Below are 24,655 nucleotides of genomic sequence, written 5' to 3' on the forward strand. Positions count from 1 at the left end.
CATCTTGACCACCGCCACCCTCGGCGTTGAACATTTCTCCGAGACGCACTGGAAGTCACTACGCTACTTCAACCTCTACCGCTTCGTCGTCGCCTCGCTGCTCTTCACGTCGGCGCTGTTGTACCCCTCCGCTTTTCCCTTCCTCAGCCCGAACCAGAGTCTGCAGCACCTGGGCCTGGCCAGCGCGTACCTGTTGAGCACGGCGCTGGCGGTGATCTTGGCGTATCGTCATCGGCAGCACGCCACCATGCAGTTGACGGCCAGCGTGCTGGTCGACGTCCTGGTCATGACGCTGTTGATCCATGTCGGCGGCGGCCTGGGCAGCGGTCTTGGTTCGATGCTGCTGGTGACCCTGGCCGGTGCCGGTCTCGTCGGGCAGGGGCGCCTGGTCTTGTTCTACGCGGCGATGGCGACCTTGGCGGTCTTGTTCGAGCACTCCTACCGCGCCTTGCAGGACGCTGTCGACGTGGCCGGCTTCTTTCACGCCGGCCTGTTCAGTGCCGGCTTCTTCGCGGTCGCGGTATCGGCGCGCTTGCTGGCTCGCCGGGTGATCGCCAATGAGGCCTTGGCGCTGCAGCGTGGCGTCGACCTGAAGAACCAGACGGTGATCAGTCAGCGGGTCATCGAGGAGATGCAGGATGGTGTGGTGGTCCTTCGCCGTGATGGCCGGGTCAGGCAGAGCAACCCGCGCGCCAGGCAATTGCTGGCCCTCGACAGCAGTCGCGAAGATCTATTGGCCGAGTACTCGCCCGAACTGGCGCTTGGTTTCGTCGAGTGGTGTCGGAGCGGCGGCGAAGAGGTGGTGCTGGTGCGCATTCCGGGGAGCGGCATGCAGTTGCGAGCAAGGTTTGCGCCGACCGCGAGTTCGGAAAGCGATGTCCTGGTGTTTCTTGAAGACCTCGGTCGCTTGCAGGAACAGGCTCAGCAACTGAAGCTGGCCGCGCTCGGCCGCCTGACGGCCAATATCGCGCACGAAATCCGCAACCCGCTGTCGGCGATCAGTCATGCCGGCGAACTGCTGCGTGAAGAACGCCGTGGCGAGATGTACGAACGCTTGCTGCGCATCATGCTGGATAATACCAAGAGACTTGAGCGTATCGTCAGCGATGTGCTCGAACTCGGACGCCGCGATCGCACCTATCGGGAAGTGATCAACTTGCGCGAGACTTTGCCGTTGCTGATCGAGGAGTATCTGGTCAAGGAGAAGTTGCCGGCCGATGTCGTGCACCTCGAGTTGTCGGGCGTGGCCGCTCTTTGTTTCGATCGCTCACACTTTCATCAGGTGTTGGGAAATCTTCTCGGCAATGCGCTGCGTCATTCGCAGCGCATTGCCGGCAGCGTCTGTGTCGTCGCGTGCGATGGCAAGGCCGACACGCAGGTCGAATTGCATGTCATTGACGACGGCGAAGGGGTTGCCGCCGAGCAGCGCGAACACATTTTCGAGCCCTTCTTCACCACGCATCACCGCGGTACCGGTCTGGGTCTCTATATCGCACGCGAATTATGTGAGGCGAACGGAGCGCTGCTCGAACTTCATGGCGCCGGGCCGGGTGCCGATTTTCGTATGTCGGGGAGGGCTACAGGGTGTCAATAGCCAAGACGGAGCGTCGCCCGCGCGGCGAGTTGGCGAGAGTGCTGGTGGTCGATGACGAGGCAGACATTCGTGAACTTCTCGACCTGACGGTGGCGCGTATGGGTTTGTCCGCCGACTGTGCGGCAAGTATCGCCGAGGCACGGGGGTTTCTCCAACGGCAGTCCTATCAGTTGTGCATTACCGACATGCGATTGCCCGACGGTGACGGGCTGGAGATCGTCAAGCTGATCGGTGAGGATTACGGCGAGACGCCGGTGGCGGTGATCACGGCTTTCGGCAGCGCCCAGAACGCCGTCGCTGCACTGAAGGCGGGTGCCTTTGATTATCTGGCCAAGCCGGTCGCCCTGGACCAGCTGCGCAGCCTGATCAAGTCGGCGCTCAGTTTGCCACGGCGGGACGGCGTTTCGGATGACGGGCGTTTGGTCGCCGCCACCGGCCGGCTGATCGGTGCGTCGGGGGCCATCGAGCAGGTTCGCCAGATGATCGAAAAGCTGGCACGAAGTCAAGCGCCGGTCTATATCTCGGGCGAGTCAGGAACCGGAAAGGAACTCGCTGCGCGCCTGATCCACGACCAGAGTTCACGGCATGCGGCGCCCTTCGTTCCCGTGAATTGTGGCGCGATTCCCGAGAACTTGATGGAGAGCGAGTTCTTCGGCTATCGCAAGGGGGCGTTTACCGGCGCCGATAGCGACCGTGAAGGTTTTTTTCAGGCGGCGAAAGGGGGGACGCTCTTTCTCGACGAGGTTGCTGATTTGCCCTTGGCGATGCAGGTAAAGCTGCTGCGCGCGGTACAGGAGAAGAAAGTCCGCAAGGTGGGTAGTGCCGTCGAGGAGTTGGTCGACGTGCGCATCATATCGGCGACCCACCAGATCCTGAAGATCTGCGTTGATGAGGGGCTCTTTCGCCAGGACCTCTACTACCGTCTGAACGTCATCGAACTGCGTATGCCGCCGCTGCGCGAACGTCACGAAGATGTGGCGCCGTTGGTGGCGGCCTTGCTGGCGCGCATCTGCGACGGGCAAGTGCCGCGTCTGGAGCCGCAAGCCTTGCGTGCGCTGGAGAATTACAGTTTTCCCGGCAATGTCCGCGAACTTGAAAATATTCTCGAACGCGCCACTGCCTTGTGCTCCGGCAATGCGGTCCTCGTTGACGACCTGCAACTGGCGCCCGCCACCGCGGTCGGTGGCAGCCTCGGTCGGGACGGTGAAACACTCGACGACTACATCAACCGCATCGAGAAGCAGGCGATTCTGGAGGCCTTGAGCAAGACTGCTTTCAATCGTACCGCCGCGGCCAGGCTGCTTGGTGTGAGCTTCCGCTCCTTGCGCTATCGCATCGAGCGGCTGCGCATCGAGGAATGAGCTTGCGCCATTGCGCGAGCGCTCGCCAGCTGCGCGCTGACGGCTGGTTGCCAGGCGCGCGGCGAAGCGAATCGGCCAATCAGGACGCGCGTCCCGAAGGAGAGGCCGTGTCACTGATCGTCGTCCATGCGATCAGCCTGCCGCCGGGAGAGTTCGGTGGTGACGGGATCATTCGTCTGTTCGGGAATTGCCTAGACGCATTTGCTCACCCCTATTTTGCGCAGATCAGCACGCTGCGCGTCTCGGCCCATTTCCTGCTCCGTCGAGACGGCGAGCTGATCCAGTTTGTTTCCTGCGCGCAACGCGCCTGGCACGCGGGTCTGTCGAGCTGGAACGGGCGTCAGCGGTGCAACGACTTTTCTCTGGGTATCGAACTCGAGGGCTGCGACGACTTGCCCTTCGCGCCGGTTCAGTACCGTCGCCTTCGCGCCTTGATCAGGGCCTTGTGCGCGGCCTACCCGATCGAAGCCGTCGTTGGCCACAGCGATATCGCGCCAGGTCGAAAGACAGACCCGGGTCCTCACTTTGATTGGCGCCGCCTGGCGTCAATCGGCGACTTCCCGGGCGCTTGCCGCTGACCGCCTAGCGCGGCAGGTGAGGGCCGTTTTCGCGATCGGTCAGCCGAGAAAGCGGCGAATCCTGTCGACCGCTTCGGTCAGGCGCTCGACGCTGGCCGTGTAGGCGAAGCGCAAGTATTTTTCTGGGTCGTTGCGACCGAAGTCGAGGCCGGGGGTGACCGCCACCCCGGCCGCCTCGAGCAAGTCGCGCGCAAAGCGATCGCTGTTGTCGGTCAGTTTGCTGCAATTGGCGTAGACGTAGAAGGCGCCTTCGGGCTTGGCCGCCTGGCGGAAACCGAGGTTTTCCAGCGCTGGCGCCAGGAAGTCACGGCGGCGCTTGAACTCCTGACGGCGCGTTTCGAGGATGGCGAGGGTGGCAGGCGAGAATGCGGCCAGTGCCGCGTGCTGGGCCGGCGTCGATGGCGAGATGAACAGATTTTGCGCCAGCTTCTCGATTTCGCGCGTGTAGCGCTCGGGCACGACCAGCCAGCCGAGTCGCCAGCCAGTCATGTTGAAGAACTTGGAAAAGCTCTGCACGACAAAGATGTCATCGCCGAAGGCCAACGCCGTCGTCGCGGCACGCTCGTAGGTCAGGCCGTGGTAGATCTCGTCGACGACCAGTTGTCCGCCTTTCCGACGGACAAGGCTGGCGATGGCGGCCAGCGTTGCGTCATCGATCAGAGTGCCGGTGGGGTTGGCCGGCGAGGCCAGCAAGGCACCTGCCGTACGTGCTGTCCAATGCGCTTCCACTTCGGCCAGCGTTGGCTGGAAGTTGTTTTCGGCGCGCACCGGGATGCTTACCGGTAGCCCTTCGAAGCTGCGCACGAAGTTGCGGTTGCACGGGTAACCCGGGTCGGCGAGCAACCATTCGCTGCCCGCTTCTGCGAGGCAGGCCATCGTCAGCAGCAAGGCGCCGGAGGCTCCGGCAGTGACCACGATGCGTGATGCGGGGATGTCGATGGCGTAGCGTGTGGCATAGAAACCGGCGATCGCCGCACGCAATTCGGGAAGTCCGAGGGCTGGCGTGTAGAACACGCGGCCGCTGGCAATCTGCGCTTGCGCGGCGGCGACGATTGGCTCGGGCGTCGGGAAATCGGGTTCGCCGATTTCCATATGAACGATGTCGCGCCCGGCCGCTTCGAGTGCTTTGGCGCGGGTCAGAAGTTCCATGACGTGGAAGGGCGCAATGTGCGCAAGGCGGCTGGCGGGAAAGATCGGCATGATTCGTCGGGAGCAGTTGGTGGCGAAGAAAACAGTCTAGCGACTGGCGGTGATCGAGGGCAAAAAAAAGGCCGCCCGCAGGCGGCCTTTCCAGGACCCGGATCGGGTCGAGAACACGGGTCAGGCGGCGAAACCCTTCTCGAGTTCGTCACGGATGGTCGCCAGCTTGGGCGGCAACTTGTCGCCCATCTTCCCGAACCATTCCTTGACGCCATCAAGCTCGCTCTTCCAGGCCTGCTTGTCGAGGCTGGTCACGTTGGCGAATTCCTCCTTGGAAAAGTCGCTGCCGGACCAGTCGATGTCCTCGTAGTTGGGCATCCAGCCGAGGGTGGTCTTGCGGGCTGAAACCTTGCCTTCGCAGCGGTCGATGATCCACTTGAGGACACGCGCGTTATCGCCAAAGCCGGGCCACGCGAATTGGCCTTTTTCGTTCATCCGGAACCAGTTGACCATAAAGATCGGCACCGGCGTGTCGGCGGCGTTGCCCATCTTCAGCCAGTGGCTGTAATAGTCGGCCATGTTGTAACCACAGAACGGAAGCATGGCAAACGGGTCGCGGCGAACGACGCCCTGCGCGCCAAAGGCGGCGGCAGTGGTTTCCGAACCCAGCGTCGCGGCAGCATAGACGCCGTGATCCCAGTCAACGGTCTCGCAGACCAGCGGCACGGTCGAGGCGCGACGGCCGCCGAACAGGAAGGCCGAGATCGGGACCCCTTCAGTGCTCTCCCACTGGTCGTCGATGCACGGGCACTGCGAGGCGGGAGCTGTGAAGCGGGAGTTTGGATGCGCGGCCTTGGTGCCCTTCTCCTTGGCGATGGCTGGCGTCCAGTCGTTACCCTGCCAGTCGATGGCGTGCTCGGGTGCCGGGCCCATGCCTTCCCACCACACGTCGCCATCGTCGGTCAGCGCGACATTGGTGAAGATGGTGTTCTCGGCCAGAGAGGCCATGGCGTTGAAGTTGGTCTTGTCGTTGGTGCCCGGGGCGACGCCGAAGAAGCCCGCTTCCGGGTTGATGGCGTAGAGGCGGGTGACGCCGTTGGCATCCTTGCGCGGCTTGATCCAGGCGATGTCGTCGCCGATGGTGGTGACTTTCCAGCCGCTCAGCGTGGCCGGCGGGACGAGCATGGCGAAGTTGGTCTTCCCGCAGGCCGATGGGAAGGCAGCAGCGACGTAATGCTTCTTTCCCTCGGGCGATTGGACGCCGAGGATCAGCATGTGCTCGGCCATCCATCCGTCATCACGCGCCATGTTCGAGGCAATGCGCAGGGCCAGGCACTTCTTGCCGAGCAGCGCGTTGCCGCCGTAGCCCGAACCGTAGGACCAGATTTCGCGCGTTTCGGGATAATGGACGATGTATTTGGTCGTCGGGTTGCACGGCCAGCGCGGATCCTTCTGGCCAGGTTCCTTGGGTGCGCCGATCGAATGCACACACGGAATGAAGGTGCCGTCGGTGCCGAGGACGGGGAATACGGCCTTGCCCATGCGGGTCATGATCTTCATGTTGACGACGACGTAAGCGCTGTCGCTGATCTCGACGCCGATCTGGGCGATCGGCGAGCCAACCGGACCCATCGAGAACGGGATCACGTACATCGTGCGGCCCTTCATGCAGCCCTTGAAGACGCCCTTCAGCGTTTCACGCATCTTGGCCGGGTCTTCCCAGTTGTTGGTCGGGCCGGCGTCTTCCTTTTTCTCCGAGCAGATGTAGGTGCGGTCTTCGACGCGGGCAACGTCGGATGGATCGGAAAAGGCCAGGAACGAGTTCTTGCGCTTCTTCAGCTTGATGAAGGTGCCGGCTTCTACCAACTCGGCGCAGAGACGGTCGTATTCGGCCTGAGAGCCGTCTGCCCAGACCACATTGGCGGGTTCGGTGAGGGCTGCGATATCGGCAACCCATTTCTTCAGGCGTTCATGTTTGACGTAGTCCGGGGCATTGATGGAAACAGTCTGGTTCATGGTAATCACTCTCAAAGTAGGTGGAGGAGCGGAACTTACCGTGGCGTGGCGCGCGCAGAAGCTGTCCAACGGAGCCGGGCCCACGAGGACCCGTCCAGCTCAGTCGGGGGCGACGCGTCGGTCGCGGCTGGATAAAACAAGCGCGGTGCAAGCGGGGGTGTTCGGCATGCGCGGCGTTGGTGCTGCAAGATGGTCAATGTTTGTGTAATTATGCCACAGGTCCAACACGCACTGGCGACCCTTCGCTACACGCCGCGCTGTCCGCAAGGCAGCGTGGGGCACTTCGGGACAAGTCGTCGGTCGACAGTTGGCCCGCTATCAGCAACCGCTGTGGCCTGTCATATGCTGCCAGGAGAATGAGCATGAGCAAAGAAAAAGACCAGCTGCGTGCAGCCGCCCTCTTCTATCACCGCAATCCAAAACCGGGCAAGGTGGCGATACTGCCAACCAAGCAGTTGACCAACCAGTACGACCTGTCGATGGCTTATTCGCCGGGGGTTGCCGCCGCCTGCGAGGAGATCGTCGCCTTTCCGGCCGAAGCGAGTACCCTGACCTCGCGCGCCAACCTGGTCGGCGTGATCACCAACGGGACCGCGGTCCTTGGGCTTGGTGCGATTGGCCCGCTGGCGGCCAAGCCGGTGATGGAAGGCAAGGCCGTGCTGTTCAAGAAGTTCGCCGACATCGATGTTTTCGACCTCGAGGTCGAAGAGCGCGATCCCGATAAGCTGGTCGAGATCATCGCCTCCCTGGAGCCGACCTTCGGCGGCATCAATCTGGAGGACATCAAGGCGCCGGAGTGTTTCTACGTCGAGCGGAAGCTGCGCGAACGGATGAAGATTCCGGTCTTTCACGACGACCAGCACGGCACGGCGATCGTCGTTGGTGCGGCGATCCTCAATGGCCTGCACCTGCAGGGGAAGGCCCTCGACAAGGTAAAACTGGTCACCTCCGGCGCTGGCGCCGCGGCCCTGGCCTGCCTCGATCTACTGGTGATGCTCGGAATTCCGGTGGCCAACATCTGGGTCACCGACATCAAGGGGCTGGTCTACGAGGGGCGCGTCGAGGACATGGACGAGATCAAGGCGCGCTACGCGAAGCAGACTGACGCGCGCACGCTTGGCGAGGTCATCGCGGGTGCCGATGTCTTCCTCGGCTTGTCGGCCGGTGGCGTCCTGAAGCAGGAAATGGTGGCCAAGATGGCGCCATCACCGTTGATCATGGCGCTGGCAAACCCCAGCCCCGAGATCCTTCCGGAAGACGTCAAGGCGGTGCGTAGCGATGCGATCATGGCCACCGGGCGTTCGGATTATCCCAACCAGGTGAACAATGTCCTTTGTTTCCCGTTCATCTTTCGTGGTGCGCTCGACGTCGGCGCGACGACCATCACCGAAGAGATGAAGCTGGCCGCGGTCAAGGCGATCGCTGAACTGGCGCGCGCCGAGCAGTCGGAAGTGGCGGTCAGGGCCTACGGCGAGAAGGTTGCCAACTTCGGCCCCGAGTATTTGATTCCGAACCCCTTCGATCCGCGCCTGATCAGCAAGATCGCGCCGGCAGTTGCCGAGGCGGCGATGGCCTCGGGCGTTGCCACCAGACCGATCAGGGACCTGGAGGCGTACCAGGACAGCCTTGACGAGTTCGTTTATCACTCCGGCCTGATCATGAAGCCGGTTTTTTCGCAGGCCAAGCAGGCGCCACGGCGCATCGTCTTTGCCGAAGGTGGTGACGACCGCGTGCTGCGCGCGGTGCAGGTGATTGTCGACGAAGGTATCGCCAAGCCGATTCTCATCGGTCATCCGGGTGATATCGCCCGCAAGCTCGAGGCCGCGAATCTGCGCGTACGTCCGGGTATCGATTTCGAGGTCATTTGCGCCGGTCACGGTCACTTTTTCGACGAGCATTTCGAAGCTTACTGGCAGGAATATCGACGGCTGATGGAGCGAAAGGGCGTTTCAGCCGATTTTGCCCGGCGTGAGGTGCGCCGTCGCCCCTCGCTCTTCGGCGCGCTGATGGTACGCCAGGGCGATGCCGATGGCCTGATCTGCGGCACCTTCGGTCGTCACCGCGTTCACAGGGAGCACGTCGAGAATGTCATTGGTCTGGCGCCGGGAGTCAAGAGTCTGTATGCCATGAGCGTGCTGCTGCTGCCCGATCGCACGCTGTTCATCGCCGATACCTATATCAACTACGAGCCAACCGCCGAACAGCTGGTGGACATGACGCTGCTGGCTGCCGACGAGGTGCGCCGTTTCGGCGTCACCCCGCGCGTGGCGCTACTGTCGCATTCGTCGTTTGGTTCGGAGAACACGCCAACGGCCTTGAAAATGCGTGAGACCTTGCACCTGCTGAGGGAGCGCGCCCCGCGTCTCGAGGTCGAGGGCGAGATGCACGGCGACGCGGCGATCGACGATCAGATTCGCCAGCGAGTTTTCCCGGGCGACGCGCGCCTGAAAGGGCAGGCCAACCTGTTGATCATGCCGACGCTCGACGCCGCCAACATCTCGTTCAACCTGTTGAAGATCGCTTCGGGCAATAACGTTACTATCGGGCCCATTCTGCTTGGCGCCGCCCAGCCGGTGCATATTCTGACGCCGACAGCGACCGTTCGCCGCTTGGTCAACATGACGGCTCTGACTGTTGTCGACAAGCTGATGAACGAGCGCTGAGCACCCGGCGCGGAGCTGGTCTGAGCAGATGCATCCTGTTCGAGAGGTCCTGTGGCGCCGCGCTGAGCGATCTTGCTCAGCGCGGCGCCACGCTCGGTAGGGAGCAGCTGAACGCCGTTCTTGAACTCTGAATAATTGATGTGCTACATTACATAGCCTATCTATCCCCTTATTTTTTCAGCTGTTGGCTCGCGGGTGGTGGGCTGCAGTAGAATTGTCGTCAATTATCGGTTCATGCAGGAGGCTTGCGATGCGGATGATGCTGAGAGCAGTAGTGCTGTGGGGGGCCCTGGTCGTGGGTACCGGATTGGCCTCGATGGAAGCCGTGCACGCGGCCGACAAGGCCGGCAGCAAGAGCGAAGCGCAGAAGAGCAAAGCCCGGACAGCGGAAAAAGCGAAAGCGGCACCGGTCAGCAAGAAGGCGTCGAGCAAGAAAGTTGCGCAGCAGGGCAAGGCCGTGCCGCGGGTGTCGAAGGCCAAATCCACCCGTGTCGCCAAGGCCAGTTCGGCGGCGCCGATTGGAAAAAGCAGTGCTTCGCGCATCGCTAAGAAGCAGAAGACCTTGGACCCGTCGATGGCCAACGCCGTTGACCTGTGGCATGGCCAGGAGCACCTGGCGGTCCGCTCGGGTTCGGCACTGGTGATCGCACAGGACGGGGGTGAGGCTCTCTACGAGAAGAACGCCAGGATTGTCGTTCCCATCGCGTCGATCACCAAGGTAATGACGGCCATGGTGGTGCTTGACTCGATGCCTAACCTGCAAGCGCCGATTACCATTACCGACGAGGATGTCGACTACCTGAAGGGGAGTCGGTCACGCTTGCAGGTGGGCTCTGTCCTCACCCGTGAAATGGCCCTCTTGCTGGCGCTGATGTCCTCCGAGAATCGTGCAGCGAACGCCCTCGGCCGTCACTATCCCGGGGGCTTGTCGGCCTTCGTGGCGGCAATGAATCGCAAGGCGGCAGCGCTGGGAATGAGCAGGACGCATTTCGAGGATCCGACCGGCCTGACCAGCAATAACGTGTCTACCGCACACGACCTGGCGAGAATGGTCGCTGCCGCCTATCGCTACCCCCTAATTCGCGAGTTTTCGACGACCCCGGGCGCCACCGCGGAAGTGAAGGGGCGCGACCTCGAGTATCGCAATACCAATCAATTGGTCAAGAGCCCGACCTGGGAAATTGGTCTGTCGAAGACAGGCTACATTCAGGAAGCAGGAAAATGCCTGGTTATGCAGGCGCGTGTCGCCGACCGACCGGTGGTGATCGTGCTGCTTGACTCATCTGGCAAGCAAACGCGTATCGGTGATGCAAACCGCATCAAGCGCTGGATGGAAAGCGCATCAGCATCAGGCAAAGCAACGCCTGCGTGACCCTGCAGCAGCGGACGAAAGCCACGGCATGCCGTGGCTTTTTTTTCGCTGGCCGAGCAATTCGTCGTCATTCTGCGATCATACCCAGCCCTGCCCGGAGGCGCGCGCTCGTTCAGGGCAGCGGTCGCGCAGCTCCGCGGCTAGGCTGGCAGGCAGAGACAGGGGAGTCTGAATGAATTGCGCGCCCTGACTGCCGTACGTGGGAACGCTCTCCTCGCGTTCGCTGAAGCGCGAATTCTTGCGCATCTTGTCTGGTAGGATGCGCCGTGATGGAAGAGACTCTTATCATTAAATTCGTGAGTTGGGTTCGCTGGACGCAGTTGCTCTGCGTGCTGGCGGTCGCCTTTATGGCCGCCGCAGCGCAGGCGCAGCCAGTCGAGCCAGCGATGGTGGTCATCGCTCACCAGGCGACCAGTGAGGAAGCCATCCCGCGAGCATCCCTGCGCGCCATCTTTGGCATGCTTCTGCAGAAATGGCCGAGCAACACGCCGGTGAAGGTTTTCGTTTTGAGCGATGACGCGCCCGAGCACGCCATTTTCAGCAAGAGCGTGCTGCAGGTGTTTCCCCACCAACTGCGAATGGCCTGGGACCGACAGGTGTTTTCGGGTCAGGGACAGTACCCCGAACAGGTCGGCTCGACCAAGGAGATGCTCTCTCGGGTGGCGTCCACGCCTGGCGCAATGGGTTACGTCAAGGCGAGCGAGGTTGATCAGAATGTACGTGTACTCAAAGTTCGCTAGGCCTCTCTTCGGCATTGCCGCGATAGCGATGCTCTTGCTATCGGCGACACTGGCGCGGGCGGTCGATTTCCTGGACGGCGATCTGCAGTTGCATGGTTTCTTTTCGCTGACCCTGGTGAACACCTCGAACAACAACTTTTTCGGGCCGAGCGATGACCAGATCAGCAATGAATTCAGCGAGGTCGGGGTGAACGCTTCGTGGCGACTGACACCAGACGTTCAACTGTCTGGCCAGCTGCTTTCGCATCGAGCGGGTGGCACCGATGATGGCCAGGTACGCCTCGATTACGGCCTGCTTGACTGGACCACGGCGTCGAGTGAGGACGGGCGGAGCGGCGTGCGGGTAGGGCGGATCAAGACGGCCTACGGTTTGTACAACAAGACGCGCGATGTTCCATTTACCCGACCGAGCATTATCCTGCCGCAATCGATCTACTTCGAGAGAACGCGTAACTTGACGGTTTCTGCCGATGGTGCGGAGATCTACCTGGAACGCTACGACGAGGCTGGTTCGCTTTCCGCCAGTTTCGCGCTTGGCCAGCCACAGACGAACAGCGAGTCGGCGACGGTGGCCTTGGTCGGTGTGAATCCACCCGGCCATCTGGATGCGAAGCTGGCTCCGGATTTTCAGGTGCTGTACGAAGGCCAGGGCGGCAAGTATCGGCTCGGGTTCACCGCCCTGCATGTCGACCTGCGTTACAAGCCAGGCTACGCCGACCGCCTTGGTGCTGGCCGTTTCAGGCTCACGCCCCTGATCTTCTCGGCGCAGTACAACGCCGAGAACTGGAGCCTGACGGGTGAGTACGCCAGTCGTCGTATCTCGGTGAAGGATTTTGGCCCGTTCTTCTACAACGGCGACGCGCTTGGCGAGAGTTACTACCTGCAGGCCACCTACCGTCTGGCACCAAAGTGGGAAGCTCTTCTGCGCTACGACGTGTACTATGCGGACAAGGGTGATCGCAATGGCGAGGACTTTGCCGCAGCCACCCGTATGCCCGGTTTTACGCGCTACGCCAAAGACTGGACAGCCGGCGTTCGTTTCGACGTCACTCCGCAGTTCATGCTCCGCGCGGAGGTGCATCAGGTTGATGGAACAGGTTTTCTGGCGGTTCAGGACAATCCTAACCCGCAGGATCTTCATCGTTACTGGGACAGCTTCATGCTCCTCGGTTCGTTCCGTTTCTAGTCTCTGCAAATGTTGGCCAGTTCGCCTTCGGCGAAAGCGCGTAGCGCCGCCCGTTTCCTCAGCCTGAGGTGGAAAATCCTGTTGACTCTCGGCGGTGTGATGCTGTCGGTCAACGGGGCGCTGTCGTGGCTGCACTTCCATGACCTGACGACGCGCTTCGAGGTGCAGCGGACGGCGACCAGAGAGCGTCTGGTGGGCCAGGCACTTGCTCTGCGCACCGACTTCGGCCTCCGTTTGCAGGCGCTGGCCGGCATGCTGGCGGCTCTCGACTCCGTCGGCGTCGGCCTTTTCCAGACGCAGGCAGGCAATGCCCTGCTGCGACAGCACTTCGACAGCTACTGGTCGGTCCTGCAACTCGACCTGGGGCTGGATTCGCTGCAGGTCTACGCGCAAAGCGGTCCGCCCTTGGCCACCTGGCGCACCCATGCCCTCGCTGCGGTGGAGCCGGACGCCGAGGTTCGCGCCGTCATCGGGCAGGAACGAGCGATGCACTGGACGCGCTGCGAGGAGGTGTGCACGCAGTTTGCCGCGGCGCCGATCCTCTCGGCTGGTCGCGTTGCCGGAGCGGTGGTCCTGGGCAGTTCTCTGGCCGACGTGGTGGTCTCGTTCCACCGCTTGTCCGGTGCCGATCTCGGCGTTCTCGTTCCAGCCGCCGACCCGGTGGGCAAGAACGCGCTGCCTGCCTTGGGTCTGCAGGTGATCGGGTTGAGCAATGTGGAGCGCAACCTGCCCCTGCTGCAGCAGCTGACGGATCTTCCGCCGCTGCGTGCTGAGCGCGCCTGGCGTCTGCTCGCGTACGATGGCCGGCAGTTCGAGTTGTCGTTTCTGGCGCTCGATCCCGGCGTCGAGGGACAGGCGTCGGCCGTGCTGGTCGTCGTTGACGATCTCACCCAGGCGCTGGCCGATATTCGAAAATCGGTCTGGAGTCGCCTGCAGGGCGAATTGCTGGCTTCACTGTTCTCGCTAGTGTTGTTGGCGCTGCTGGTGCACGCGCCCTTGCAACGTATGACCCAGGCAGTGCGCGCCATTCCTCTGCTCGGGCGCAGCGCCTTCGCCGAGGCGCGGGCGAGAATTGCGCCGCGCACTCGGCGACTGGTCGATGACGAAATCGACAGCCTGGACGAGGCGGCGGTTGCCCTGTCGCATCGGCTGGAAACGCTGGAGAGCGACGTCGCGGCCCATTCCGCCGAGATGCAGGGGATGCTGCAGCGGATTTCTGTCGAGCGCGATTTCAGCAGGAACCTGCTCGACACCGCGCAAGTGATCATTCTGACCCAGGCTGCCAACGGCCAGATTCTTACCCTGAATCGCTACGGACAGTTGCTCTCGGGTTGGGCCGAGGAGGATTTGCCGGGCAAGCGCTTTTCCGAACTGCTGTGCCCGGACGGATCTTCGGAACTGTTGATTCAGCAGGCGGTGCGGGAAATCGTTGCCGGCGAACGTCAGCACGTGCAACTGGAATCGATCATGGCGAGCGCCAACGGCCAGTTGTACGAGATTACGTGGAACCACTCCCGGCTTTCCGGGCCTCGCGATGCAGTGATGATTCTCTCGGTGGGCATCGACCACACGGAACGCAAGCGTGCCGAGTCGCATGTCAGCTATCTCGCCGAGCACGATCCGCTCACGGGTCTGGTGAATCGACAGCATTTCCAGCATGAGCTCGATCAGGCGCTGGCCAGCGCCCGCCGTTCCTTGCATGACGGAGCACTGCTTTATCTCGACCTCGACGGGTTCAAATACGTCAACGATCTGAACGGGCACCAGGCAGGTGATGCCCTCCTGCGGGTGGTCGCCGACGAAGTCGGCAGTGTGGCGCGGGGCAGCGATCTGTTGGGCCGCCTGGGTGGTGATGAACTGGGCATCTTGCTGCACGAATGTGATCGCGACGGTGCCATCCAGGTGGCCGAGAAAATCAACAGGCAACTTGCCGAGATCAAGTTCCCCGGCCTGGGAGCGAACCATCGGGTCTCCGCCAGCATCGGGATCGTCGTTTTTTCCGAGTCCATGATGGACGTCAAGCAGCTTCTCGCCAACGCCGACATCGCCATGTATCAGGCCAAGTCGAAAGGCGGCGCCGGCTGGCACCTCTATTCGGAGGGTGAGGGTGTGCAGGAGAAGATGCAGAGTCGCCTGTACTGGGAGGAGATGATCAATCGCTCGCTGGGCGACCGCGGTTTCATCGTGTACTACCAGCCGATCCTGGATATTCGCGCTCGGCAGGTCAGTCACTACGAGGCCCTGGTACGCATGCGGGGAGAAGATGGCTCGCCGATTCCGCCCGGTGCGTTCATGGAAGTGGCCGAGAACAGTGGCCTGATACGCGACATCGATCGCTATGTGATCCATGACGTTTTTGGCCGGATGCTGGCCCTGTTTGCTGCCGGAAAGTACTATAAGTTCTCGATCAACCTGTCGGGCGTCAGCATCAATGATCCGCGCCTGCTTTCGTTCATTCGCGATGAGCTCGCGCGTGGCGCGATGTTGCCGAGCCATGTCATCTTCGAGATTACCGAGACCGCGGCGGTGTCGGATTTTTCCAAGGCCCGAGCGTTCATGAACGCCGTACGGGAACTCGGTTGCGCGTTTTCGCTCGATGACTTTGGCGTCGGCTTTTCTTCGTTCAACTACGTCAAGCAGTTGCCTGTCGACTACGTCAAGATCGACGGATCGTTTGTCCGCACCCTGGTCGATAGCCCGGATGATCAGGTCTTCGTACGCGCACTCGCCGAGGTCGCGCGTGGCTTTGGCAAGAAGACGGTGGCCGAGTTCGTGGAAGACGAACGGGCGCTGAACATGTTGCGCGCCTTTGGTGTTGACTACGCGCAAGGCTACTTCATCGGCAAGCCTGGCCCGGAGATTGTCTGAGCCGCGGGGTTTGGCCGGATCGAGCACGCTTGCGTGCGCCGGGAGGCTTTCGGCGGCGGTGCTATAATCGCCTGCTGACTTGCCACCCCTCTGCCTACCGTCCCCCAAGCATGGCGCTGTTCACCATTGGTATCAACCACCACACAGCACCACTCTCGGTTCGCGAGCAGCTGGCGTTTCATGCCGAAAGCCTGCCGCATGCACTGGCTGACCTGGCCCACTGCAAACCGGTCCACGAGGCAGCGATCCTGTCGACCTGCAACCGCACCGAGCTGTACTTCGCTACCGATGCAGTCGACGTCGCAACCCAGTGGCTTGCCGATTACCATCGCCTGGCGCGTCATGACATTGTTCCCTACCTCTACACCTATCCCGAGCGCGACGCCGTACGGCATGCTTTTCGAGTCGCCAGCGGGCTGGATTCGATGGTTCTCGGCGAGCCGCAGATTCTCGGTCAGATGAAGGAGGCGGTACGGGTTGCCGAGGAGGCCGGAACCCTTGGCACGACTCTGCACAAGCTCTTCCAGCACTCCTTTGCCGTGGCCAAGGAGGTGCGGTCGACGACGGCGATTGGGGCCAATGTGGTCTCCATGGCCGCCGCCGCCGTGCGCCTGGCGGAGCGAATTTTCGAACGTATCGCCGAGCAGAAAATCCTCTTTATCGGTGCGGGTGAAATGATCGAGCTGTGCGCCACGCATTTTTCGGCGCAGCACCCGAAACAGGTGGTCATCGCCAACCGCACGGTTGAGCGCGGCCGGGTGCTGGCCGATCGACTGGGAGGAACGGCGATCAGGCTGGAGGATCTCGGCGAGCGCTTGTCACAGTTCGACATTGTCGTCTCATGCACCGCCAGCCCGCTGCCGATCCTCGGCCTGGGGATGGTCGAGCGGGCGATCAAGGTTCGCCGCCATCGCCCGATGTTCATGGTCGACCTGGCCGTTCCTCGCGATATCGAGGTCGAGGTCGGCGAAATGGACGACGTGTTCCTGTACACCGTCGACGACCTGGCGCAGGTCGTTGAATCGGGCCTCGAGTCGCGTCAGGCCGCGGTGGTGGACGCGGAATCGATCATCAGCGAACGTGTCGAGGGCTTCCTGCGCTGGCTTGCCACGCGTGGTACAGTGCCGCTCATTCGGTCACTGCGCGATGCTGCCGACCGTGCGCGTCGCCACGAGATGGAGCAAGCGCTGAAGCTGCTGGCCAAAGGTGAAGACCCGGCCCGCGTCCTCGAGCGCTTCTCGCATCGCCTGACCAACAAGTTTCTGCATGCGCCGACGCAAGCATTGAACCAGGCCGGTGCAGACCAGGACGAGTTGCAGACGCTGGTCGGACGCTTGTTCCACCTTCATCCGGATTCGCGCTTCGGCGAGTAGCCCCTCCGGCAACCGACGCCAGGCGGCAGCATCATTTTGCGCCGCTCGGCGCGCTTTAAGCGACTTCCCCATGAACCAGAGCATTTGCGACAAACTCGAACAGCTGACCGGTCGCCTCGACGAACTCGGCCGCATTTTGGCCAGCAGCGAAGCAACGCAAGACATGGACGAGTTCCGCAAGCTGTCGTGCGAGTACGCCGAACTTGGCCCGGTGGTCGCTCTCTACCAGAGCTGGCGACATGCCGAGTCCGAGCTGTCGTCGGCGCTAGAGATGCTCGCCGATCCGGAGATGAAGGAGTTGGCGGCGGCAGAAGTCGTCGCCGTTCGGGAGCGCTTGCCGCAGATCGAGAAGGAGCTGCAGAAAATGCTGCTGCCAAAGGATGCCAACGATGCTCGCAACGTTTTTCTCGAGGTGCGAGCGGGTACCGGCGGTGAGGAATCGGCGCTTTTTGCCGGCAATCTCTTTCGCATGTACACCCGCTACGCTGAACGCCAGCGGTGGCAGGTGGAAGTCATTTCGGCCAGTGTTTCGGACCTCGGCGGCTACCGCGAGGTGATTGCGCGAGTCATCGGCAACGGCGTCTACTCGCGACTGAAGTTTGAGTCAGGGGCCCATCGCGTGCAGCGGGTTCCCGACACGGAAACGCAGGGTCGCATCCACACTTCGGCGTGCACGGTGGCGGTGATGCCCGAGGCCGACGCGCTTGAGGAGGTGCACATCAACCCGGCCGAAATTCGCGTCGACACCTACCGCGCTTCCGGTGCGGGCGGACAGCACATCAACAAGACGGATTCGGCGGTACGGATTACCCATCTGCCGACGGGGATCGTCGTCGAATGCCAGGATGATCGCTCGCAACACAAGAACAAGGCGCAGGCCCTGTCGGTCCTGGCGGCGCGCATTAGGGATGTGCAGGAGCGCGAGCAGCACGCGAACATCGCATCGACGCGGCGGGACCTGATTGGCAGTGGCGACCGCTCGGAGCGAATTCGAACCTACAACTTCCCGCAGGGTCGAGTCACCGACCACCGCATCAATCTGACCCTGTACAAGATCGAAGCAATCATGGACGGCGACCTTGACGAATTGCTGGCTGCGCTTGCCGCCGAATACCAAGCCGATCAGCTGGCGATGCTTGCCGACAGCGAGTGATGCGAACTGCCCGCAACGAAGGGCGGAGATCACTCTTGACCCTGCTCGCTGCTCTGCGCCGGGTCTTGGCTGAGCGCCGATCCGAATGACGATGACGCTTAATGCTGCATGGCGCTCGGCGAGCCGGCGTATCGATCGCCTTGATGCGCGCCTGCTTGTCGAGCAGGTGGCCACCTGTACCCATGCCGACCTGATTGCGCACTCGACACGCACACTCTCGGCAGATCAGCTGTGCCGGTTCGATGCGCTGGTTGGCCGGCGCGCGTCCGGCGAGCCGCTGGCCTATCTTCTGGGCAGCGCAGAATTTTATGGGCGGGAGTTTGTCGTTACGCCGGCAGTGCTGATTCCGCGTCCGGAGACGGAACTACTGGTCGACCTGGCGATCGAACGACTTCGCTCGTTGCCAAACGCTCGGATACTGGATCTTGGTACCGGGTCCGGTGTTCTGGCCGTGACTCTGGCGCGGCTATGCCCGGGGGCGTTGGTTACGGCGGTCGATCTTTCGCCGGCCGCGCTTGCCGTAGCCAGCGGCAATGCGGTAGGGCACGCAGTAGAAGTGAGCTTTCTTGCCGGTCACTGGTACACGCCGCTTGGCGAAAGCCGCTTCGATCTGATCGTCGCCAACCCGCCTTATGTGGCGCATGCGGACCCGCACCTGCAGGGAGATGGTCTGCCCTATGAACCACGCATCGCGCTGACCGATGGCGTGGTCGGCGGTGACGGTCTGGCCTGCCTTCGCGAGATCATCCGCGGAGCCGTGACGCATCTGCGGCCGGCTGGCTGGCTGCTGGTCGAGCACGGATACAATCAGGCCGCTGCGGTGCGGCAGTTGTTGGGCCAGCAGAGGTTTGTCGAGATTGGTTCGTGGTGTGACCTGGCGGGAATTGAGCGCGTCAGTGGGGGGCGACTCGATTGACGCTGGGCGCCGCGACCCGGTAAACTGTTCTGTTGATTGTTTTTCATAACGAGTGGTCACTAAGAGGTTTTACGATGGATGCGCAGCAATTGATCAAAGAGCAGGTAACAAGCAACCCCGTGGTCCTCTACATGAAGGGGACGCCGCAGGCGCCACAATGCGGGTTCTCGTCGGTAACGGTGCAAATCCTAAAGGCTTGCGGAGTGTCGAGCTTCCTGAGCGTGAACGTACTCGAGAACCCGGAGATCCGTAGCGGTATCAAGTCCTACGCCAACTGGCCAACGATTCCTCAGCTTTACGTGCGCGGCGAGTTTGTCGGCGGCTGCGACATCATGCGCGAGATGTACGAGGACGGCGAGTTGCAGAAACTTCTTGAAGGCCTGGTCGATCCGCTCTGATCGCCAAAGTGCTTCTGCGGCCGGGCCCTCGCAGTGCGTCTCGCTGCGCGGGCCTTTTCTCAAGCGCTGGCCGGCGTCGCCTTGCCGACGCTCAATTCCTCGTACGCCCTGACCGCCTCGGCGGCATACATCAGTGTCGGGCCACCACCCATGTAGGTGCAGACGGCGAGCGTTTCCATCAGCTGCGCACGACTGACACCCAGGCGAATCAGCGCTTTCACATGAAACCCTATGCAGGCGTCGCAGCGGCTCGAGACGCCGATCGCCAGGGCGATCAGTTCCTTATCCAGCGCCGACAGCACGCCTGGCGCGAGGGCCGCTTTGGCCAGCGCATTGAAGCCCTGAATCGTCTCGGGAATTTCGTGGCGCAGAGTTCCGAGTGCCTTCGAAACATCGTGCGTGATCGTGTCAAATGACTTGCTCATCTGCGTCGTGCTCCATTAATTAGAAAGCACTAATATACTGCGGCGGAGCGTCTTCGGGCAAGCCGTCGCCAGGCTGGAAACCTTGCGCGATCCGCGGTCTGCGCAGCGCCAATGGACGCGCGGCTGGTGACTGATGGACGATAGCCGGGCTGGGGGGCGGGGTGACGCCGGATACCCACTGCTCTCGGCTTTGCGGTCGCTGCGGATACTGTCAGAAGGTGACCAGGCGCGTATTGGCTGATGTCAAGCGCTCGCTGAGGACCGCCAGAAATGACTGGTAGAAGTGCCCTCGGCAAGCCTCCGACGAAGAACGCAACGAGCAGGCGTCAATTCGTACCAGCTTGGCTTCGGTCACCGCGACAATGTCGGCGCTGCGTTTGCAGGTCGACTTGCCGATGACGGCCATTTCACCGAAGCAATCACCGGCTGTCAGCATGTCCAGGAGCAGGCCATTCTTGAGCACCTTCAATTCGCCGTCGGCGAGGACGCAGAAGAAGTCACCGAGGTCGCCGTCGCGAATGATCAGCGTTCCGGGTGAAGCGCGGCTCCACTGCGAAAAGCCCACCACTTCCCATATCTCGACATCGGAAAAATCTGCGAAGAACGGGAAGCGGCGCAGGGTATCGAATTTTTCCAGATCGGCCATCGCGTCTGCCGAGGCCTTCGGTCGCCGCTGGCGAAAGGCTTGCGCCAGATCTTGGGCGAACTCCTGCCAGGTGGCGTAGCGAGTATCGAGTCGTTTGCTCATCGCCCGCGCGACGATGGCGTCGAGCTCTGCCGGAATCTCCCGGCGCAGCGTCGAAGGTCGGCGTGCTTCGGCGTTGATGATCTGGTAGATCATGTCGTAGCTGTTACGCGCCTGAAAAGGCAATTGACCGGTGAGCAACTGATACATGACGACACCGAGCGAGTAGATGTCGGTCTGCTGATCGAGCGCCTGTTCCTTGACCTGTTGCGGCGACATGTAGGCGGGCGAACCGATCCCCTGCACCAGCGTGCGGTCGGGGGCGCCGATGATCGCCGCGCCGAAATCCGAGATCTTGATATCGCCTTCGGTGGGGTCGGTGCAGGTGAACAGGATGTTTGCCGGCTTGATGTCGCGGTGGATGATGCCTGCGCGAAAGGCGAAGTCGAGCGCCCGTGTGCACTTGAAAATGATCTCGACGATGCGTTCGATCGACAACCGTCGGTCGGGCGTGCAGACGGCTTCCAGCGTGCCGCCGGCAACGTATTCCATGACGATGTAGCAGAGGTGGTCGTCTACGACCGCGTCATAGATCTGGACGATGTGCGGGTGCGACAGTCTGCCGATCAGTGCCGCTTCGTTGAGGAATAGGTGAGTGTAGAGCCTGCCCCGCTTCGGGTCTTTCAGGATGCCGGGAAACGCGACCTTGACCGCTACTTCGCGCTGGGTAAACGCATCGCTCCCCAGGTAGACGGTAGACGTTGCTCCATGGCCGATTTCGCGGAGCAGTTCGTATTTGCCGATCTTTTCCACTGGCCGGGTGCCTGCAGCGGGGGCCTAGCCGCGACGGGCGCGGGAAACTGCGGCCAGGACCTGCTCCGGCGCGGTGCCGCCGATGTGCCTGCGGGCGGCCAGCGAGCCGTCGACGGTAAGCACCGCAAAGACATCGTCGCCAAGCAGCGGTGAGAAGCGTTGCAGTTCGGCGAGCGGGAGTTGTGCCAGGTCGACGTCCAGTTCTTCCGCTCGACGCACTGCCAGTCCGACGGCTTCGTGTGCGTCGCGGAAAGGCAGCCCCTTGCGGGTCAGATAATCCGCCAGGTCGGTCGCGGTGGCGAAACCTTCGGCCAGGGCGCTGTGCATCCTTTCGCGATTGACGGTGATGCCGGCAATCATTTCGGCAAAGATGCGCAGCGTGTCGCTTACCGTATCGATGGCGTCGAACAGCGGCTCCTTGTCTTCCTGGTTGTCCTTGTTGTAAGCCAGCGGCTGGCCTTTCATCAGCGTCAGCAAGGCCGTCAGGTCGCCGTACACGCGGCCGGTCTTGCCGCGTGCCAGTTCCGGGACGTCTGGGTTTTTCTTCTGCGGCATGATCGAACTACCCGTACAGAAGCGGTCGGCGATCCTGATGAAGCCGAAGCGCGGATTCATCCACAGCACCAGCTCTTCCGACAGGCGCGACAGATGCATCATCAGCATGGCGCAGACGGCGCAGAATTCGATCGCGAAGTCGCGATCTGAAACTGCGTCGAGCGAGTTTGCGCAAACCCCCTCGAAGCCCAGCAGCTCGGCGACGTAATGGCGGTCGATCGGGTAGGTGGTGCCGGCCAGCGCCGCCGCACCCAGTGGCAGACGGTTGGTGCGGCGCCGGCAGTCGGCAAGGCGTTCGGCATCCCGCTGCATCATCTCGAAGTAGGCGAGCAGGTGATGGCCGAAAGTGACGGGTTGGGCGACCTGGAGATGGGTGAAGCCGGGCAGCGGCGTGGCGGCTTCCTTTTCGGCCAGGTCGAGCAGGCTGGTCTGGAACTGACGCAGCAGCGGAAGCAGGTCATCAATCGCGTCGCGCAGGTACAGGCGGATATCGGTCGCGACCTGGTCGTTTCGCGAGCGCCCGGTATGAAGGCGCTTGCCGGCGTCGCCAACGAGGGCGGTCAGGCGCTTCTCGATGTTCAGGTGGACATCCTCGAGGTCGAGCGTCCAGACAAAGGTGCCATCCTCGATCTCGCCGACCACCTGCGCCATGCCACGTTCGATATCGGCGAGGTCGGCGACGCTGATGATTTCCTGCTTGGCGAGCATGGTCGCGTGCGCCAGCGAGGCGCGAATGTCCTGTCGCCACATCCGGCGATCAAAGTCTACCGACGCGGTATAGCGTTTGACGAGGTCGGACATTGGCTCGGAAAAGCGGCCGGCCCAAGTGTATTGGGAAGAATCCGATTGGCTCATGGGGGACGAGTTCCTGGGCTAGAATCACTCGTAGAAACTTGGACAGGCGCCAATTCGAGTAATGGCAAGTATAAAGCAAAACCTGGCCGGCCAGCCGCTACCGGATTTCCGCAATTCCGGTGTCATGCTGCGAATCCTGCTCGGCGTGAACCTGCTGGCGCTGGGCGCCGCACTGGTGCAGAGCCAGGGGGTGCAGGACAGCGTGCAGCACTTCATCGACATGGCCGCCTGGGTGCAGCCCTTGCTGCTCTTCAATCTGGCGCTGCTGGCAATCCTTGTCAATATCCTGCGGCGGGCGCCAGCCTGGATCGGGCGGTTGACGGTGTTGCTGCTGGCGGTCACTTCGGCGATGGCGTTGTCGGCGCTGTGGAATCACCTGCTCTTCGCCGACGCTGGTGGCCAGAGCCTGCTCAGGGCAGGCCTGCTTGCCGGGCTGGCGGCCGGCTTCATGCTTGCCTACTTTGCCTTGCGCGTCGGCGCCCTGTCGCCGGCGCTGGTCGAGGCGCGACTACAGGCGCTGACCGCACGCATCCGGCCGCATTTTCTCTTCAACACCCTGAATGCGGTGCTCTCGCTGATTCGCGCCGACCCGCGCCGTGCCGAGACGGCGCTTGAGGAACTGGCCGAGCTTTTTCGCGCGCTGATGCGCGATCATCGCGAACTGGTGCCGTTGGCTGACGAGCTGGCCCTGTGCCGGCAGTACCTGGATCTCGAAAAACTGCGTCTCGCCGAGCGTCTGCACGTCGAATGGGACATCGCGCCCGATCTGCCGCTCGACCTGAAAGTCCCGCCACTGATGGTGCAGCCACTGCTGGAGAACGCCGTTTATCACGGCATCGAGCCGTTGGGTGATCGCGGGTGCATCCGCATCGGCATCGGCCGCCGCGCTGACGCGCTGCAACTCGATATCGTCAATCCCTGCGCGGGCGGCGCCGATAATCAGCACGGCAGCCACATGGCGCTCGCCAACATTCGCGAGCGCCTGGCGCTTTACTATGACCTTGAGGCGCGCCTCGAAACCGACGCTGTAGCACTGGCCGACGGCCGGCACGAGTACCGGGTGCGCATCGTTCTGCCGTGCCGGGAGCAGGGGCGATGACTGTGCCCGCTACAGCTTCCCCTCTTTCTCTGCTGGTTTGCGACGATGAGGCGCCGGCACTGGCGCGTCTGCGTGACCTGTTGTCCGATATCGCGCCGGAACTGCCAAACGAGATCGTCGCCGAAGCCGACAACGGCCTGCGTGCTCTGGCGGCCGTCGAGGGCCGCCGGGTTGATGTGGCGCTGGTTGACATCCGCATGCCGAAAATGGACGGGATTGAACTGGCGCGTCACCTGTCCCGGCTTGAACACCCGCCGGCGGTGATCTTTGTTACCGCCTACGACGCCTACGCGGTGCAGGCCTTCGAGCTCAACGCCATTGACTACCTGGTGAAGCCGGTGCGTGCGTGGCGCCTGTTGGAGGCATTGCGGAAAGTGCGCCGGAAACGAGTGCCGCCCGGGTTGCTCGCGCAACTGCCGCAGGCTGCGCGCAGCCACCTTTCCTGCCACGAACGGGGCCGGCTGTTGCTGATTGCGGTGGCTGACATCATTTACTTGCGGGCCGACTTGAAATACGTCACGGCGCGTACCCGTGATCGCGAGTTCCTGCTTGACGAGTCGCTGACCCATCTCGAACAGGAGTTCGGCACGCAGTTCATTCGTCTGCATCGCAGCGTGTTGGCAGCGCGGAACGCGCTTGCTGGTTTCGAGAAGGGTAGCGATGGCGACGACGCCGACGCGCAGTGGCAGGCGATCCTGCGCGACGTTCCCGATCGGCTGCCGGTCAGTCGCCGGCAGTGGTCCTTGCTCAAGTCCTTCGCGCGCCAGCTGAGTTCCTGAGCGACAACCGCGGCACCTGGAAGCAAGCTCGGGAGTCGCTTCTTGACGCTCATCAAGGTGGCCGGTGACGGTTTTTCTATAATTCC

Annotated in this window: 19 protein-coding genes; 14 read left to right on the top strand and 5 right to left on the bottom strand. The window is 62.2% G+C overall.

The features are described from left to right. The first annotated feature begins 4 nt into the window (after window positions 1-4). From QZ613_RS12755 to ampD, 3 genes are read left to right on the top strand one after another with little or no spacing between them, the layout of a single operon-like run. On the top strand, window positions 5-1,594 hold the full coding sequence (locus QZ613_RS12755) for an ATP-binding protein (protein WP_043567082.1): 1,590 nt from the start codon (window positions 5-7) through the stop codon (window positions 1,592-1,594). After that, window positions 1,585-2,955 carry a sigma-54 dependent transcriptional regulator gene (locus tag QZ613_RS12760; protein ID WP_291901051.1) on the top strand — a complete coding sequence of 457 codons (1,371 nt, stop codon included), beginning with the start codon at window positions 1,585-1,587 and terminating at the stop codon, window positions 2,953-2,955. Before QZ613_RS12755 ends, QZ613_RS12760 begins: the two co-directional genes overlap by 10 nt. Next, on the top strand, window positions 2,952-3,533 hold the full coding sequence (gene ampD, locus QZ613_RS12765) for a 1,6-anhydro-N-acetylmuramyl-L-alanine amidase AmpD (protein WP_043567077.1): 582 nt from the start codon (window positions 2,952-2,954) through the stop codon (window positions 3,531-3,533). Before QZ613_RS12760 ends, ampD begins: the two co-directional genes overlap by 4 nt. A gap of 39 nt (window positions 3,534-3,572) precedes the next feature. Here the strand turns inward: ampD and QZ613_RS12770 are convergent, their stop codons facing one another. Next, window positions 3,573-4,733 carry a pyridoxal phosphate-dependent aminotransferase gene (locus QZ613_RS12770; protein WP_043567075.1) on the bottom strand — a complete coding sequence of 387 codons (1,161 nt, stop codon included), beginning with the start codon at window positions 4,731-4,733 and terminating at the stop codon, window positions 3,573-3,575. Window positions 4,734-4,853: 120 nt separating this feature from the next. Beyond that, complete coding sequence (locus QZ613_RS12775) at window positions 4,854-6,689, bottom strand: phosphoenolpyruvate carboxykinase (GTP) (protein WP_291863185.1); 1,836 nt, start codon at window positions 6,687-6,689, stop codon at window positions 4,854-4,856. 362 nt (window positions 6,690-7,051) lie between these two features. Between QZ613_RS12775 and QZ613_RS12780 the strand changes: the two genes are divergently transcribed. The 9 genes from QZ613_RS12780 (at window position 7,052) to grxD (ending at window position 19,358) form a co-directional block, all read left to right on the top strand. After that, on the top strand, window positions 7,052-9,352 hold the full coding sequence (locus QZ613_RS12780; RefSeq protein WP_043567071.1) for an NADP-dependent malic enzyme: 2,301 nt from the start codon (window positions 7,052-7,054) through the stop codon (window positions 9,350-9,352). Between the two features lie 250 nt (window positions 9,353-9,602). After that, window positions 9,603-10,724: a D-alanyl-D-alanine endopeptidase gene (gene pbpG / locus QZ613_RS12785; protein ID WP_291863187.1), complete on the top strand. Its 1,122-nt coding sequence runs from the start codon at window positions 9,603-9,605 to the stop codon at window positions 10,722-10,724. 269 nt (window positions 10,725-10,993) lie between these two features. After that, window positions 10,994-11,464 carry a hypothetical protein gene (locus QZ613_RS12790; protein WP_043566376.1) on the top strand — a complete coding sequence of 157 codons (471 nt, stop codon included), beginning with the start codon at window positions 10,994-10,996 and terminating at the stop codon, window positions 11,462-11,464. Then, window positions 11,439-12,650, top strand: a complete 1,212-nt coding sequence (locus QZ613_RS12795) for a hypothetical protein (RefSeq protein ID WP_291864722.1) — start codon at window positions 11,439-11,441, stop codon at window positions 12,648-12,650. The genes QZ613_RS12790 and QZ613_RS12795 overlap by 26 nt, the downstream gene beginning before the upstream one ends. An 81-nt stretch (window positions 12,651-12,731) precedes the next feature. Continuing rightward, window positions 12,732-15,518: an EAL domain-containing protein gene (locus QZ613_RS12800; RefSeq protein WP_291864719.1), complete on the top strand. Its 2,787-nt coding sequence runs from the start codon at window positions 12,732-12,734 to the stop codon at window positions 15,516-15,518. Between the two features lie 110 nt (window positions 15,519-15,628). After that, entirely contained in the window at window positions 15,629-16,891 is a 1,263-nt protein-coding gene (hemA, locus tag QZ613_RS12805) for a glutamyl-tRNA reductase (protein ID WP_043566382.1), read from the top strand. A gap of 70 nt (window positions 16,892-16,961) precedes the next feature. Then, the gene (gene prfA, locus QZ613_RS12810; protein WP_043566392.1) at window positions 16,962-18,044 is read left to right on the top strand and encodes a peptide chain release factor 1; all 1,083 of its coding nucleotides are present in this window, start codon (window positions 16,962-16,964) and stop codon (window positions 18,042-18,044) included. An 85-nt stretch (window positions 18,045-18,129) separates the two neighbouring features. Beyond that, window positions 18,130-18,960 carry a peptide chain release factor N(5)-glutamine methyltransferase gene (prmC, locus tag QZ613_RS12815; RefSeq protein ID WP_291982737.1) on the top strand — a complete coding sequence of 277 codons (831 nt, stop codon included), beginning with the start codon at window positions 18,130-18,132 and terminating at the stop codon, window positions 18,958-18,960. Between the two features lie 74 nt (window positions 18,961-19,034). Then, window positions 19,035-19,358 (top strand): Grx4 family monothiol glutaredoxin, encoded by a 324-nt coding sequence (grxD, locus tag QZ613_RS12820; RefSeq protein ID WP_043566396.1) that lies wholly within the window; start codon window positions 19,035-19,037, stop codon window positions 19,356-19,358. 59 nt (window positions 19,359-19,417) lie between these two features. Here the strand turns inward: grxD and QZ613_RS12825 are convergent, their stop codons facing one another. The 3 genes from QZ613_RS12825 to argH form a co-directional block, all read right to left on the bottom strand. Further along, complete coding sequence (locus QZ613_RS12825) at window positions 19,418-19,783, bottom strand: carboxymuconolactone decarboxylase family protein (RefSeq protein WP_043566400.1); 366 nt, start codon at window positions 19,781-19,783, stop codon at window positions 19,418-19,420. Window positions 19,784-19,994: 211 nt separating this feature from the next. Next, a complete protein-coding gene (locus tag QZ613_RS12830) occupies window positions 19,995-21,281 on the bottom strand; it encodes a serine/threonine-protein kinase (RefSeq protein ID WP_043566402.1) in 1,287 nt (428 codons plus the stop codon). 24 nt (window positions 21,282-21,305) lie between these two features. Then, the gene (gene argH, locus QZ613_RS12835) at window positions 21,306-22,691 is read right to left on the bottom strand and encodes an argininosuccinate lyase (protein WP_043566404.1); all 1,386 of its coding nucleotides are present in this window, start codon (window positions 22,689-22,691) and stop codon (window positions 21,306-21,308) included. A 61-nt stretch (window positions 22,692-22,752) separates the two neighbouring features. On the opposite strand from argH, the gene QZ613_RS12840 reads away from it, so the two are divergent. Together QZ613_RS12840 and QZ613_RS12845 are read left to right on the top strand one after the other, a co-directional pair. Further along, entirely contained in the window at window positions 22,753-23,790 is a 1,038-nt protein-coding gene (locus QZ613_RS12840) for a histidine kinase (protein WP_043566406.1), read from the top strand. After that, complete coding sequence (locus QZ613_RS12845; RefSeq protein ID WP_043566408.1) at window positions 23,787-24,569, top strand: LytTR family DNA-binding domain-containing protein; 783 nt, start codon at window positions 23,787-23,789, stop codon at window positions 24,567-24,569. The genes QZ613_RS12840 and QZ613_RS12845 overlap by 4 nt, the downstream gene beginning before the upstream one ends. Window positions 24,570-24,655 lie beyond the last annotated feature (86 nt).

Source organism: Candidatus Accumulibacter sp. ACC005, assembly GCF_907163215.1.
Classification (GTDB): Bacteria; Pseudomonadota; Gammaproteobacteria; order Burkholderiales; family Rhodocyclaceae; genus Accumulibacter; species Accumulibacter regalis.

Excerpts from the sequence above, each read along its gene's own strand:
- pbpG (WP_291863187.1), top strand. The coding sequence starts at position 9,603 with ATGCGGATGATGCTGAGAGCAGTAGTGCTGTGGGGGGCCCTGGTCGTG.
- prfA (WP_043566392.1), top strand. The coding sequence starts at position 16,962 with ATGAACCAGAGCATTTGCGACAAACTCGAACAGCTGACCGGTCGCCTC.
- ampD (WP_043567077.1), top strand. The coding sequence starts at position 2,952 with ATGAGCTTGCGCCATTGCGCGAGCGCTCGCCAGCTGCGCGCTGACGGC.
- QZ613_RS12795 (WP_291864722.1), top strand. The coding sequence starts at position 11,439 with ATGTACGTGTACTCAAAGTTCGCTAGGCCTCTCTTCGGCATTGCCGCG.
- QZ613_RS12840 (WP_043566406.1), top strand. The coding sequence starts at position 22,753 with ATGGCAAGTATAAAGCAAAACCTGGCCGGCCAGCCGCTACCGGATTTC.
- QZ613_RS12770 (WP_043567075.1), bottom strand. The coding sequence starts at position 4,733 with ATGCCGATCTTTCCCGCCAGCCGCCTTGCGCACATTGCGCCCTTCCAC.
- QZ613_RS12845 (WP_043566408.1), top strand. The coding sequence starts at position 23,787 with ATGACTGTGCCCGCTACAGCTTCCCCTCTTTCTCTGCTGGTTTGCGAC.
- QZ613_RS12790 (WP_043566376.1), top strand. The coding sequence starts at position 10,994 with ATGGAAGAGACTCTTATCATTAAATTCGTGAGTTGGGTTCGCTGGACG.
- prmC (WP_291982737.1), top strand. The coding sequence starts at position 18,130 with ATGACGATGACGCTTAATGCTGCATGGCGCTCGGCGAGCCGGCGTATC.
- hemA (WP_043566382.1), top strand. The coding sequence starts at position 15,629 with ATGGCGCTGTTCACCATTGGTATCAACCACCACACAGCACCACTCTCG.
- QZ613_RS12825 (WP_043566400.1), bottom strand. The coding sequence starts at position 19,783 with ATGAGCAAGTCATTTGACACGATCACGCACGATGTTTCGAAGGCACTC.
- grxD (WP_043566396.1), top strand. The coding sequence starts at position 19,035 with ATGGATGCGCAGCAATTGATCAAAGAGCAGGTAACAAGCAACCCCGTG.
- QZ613_RS12780 (WP_043567071.1), top strand. The coding sequence starts at position 7,052 with ATGAGCAAAGAAAAAGACCAGCTGCGTGCAGCCGCCCTCTTCTATCAC.
- QZ613_RS12775 (WP_291863185.1), bottom strand. The coding sequence starts at position 6,689 with ATGAACCAGACTGTTTCCATCAATGCCCCGGACTACGTCAAACATGAA.
- argH (WP_043566404.1), bottom strand. The coding sequence starts at position 22,691 with ATGAGCCAATCGGATTCTTCCCAATACACTTGGGCCGGCCGCTTTTCC.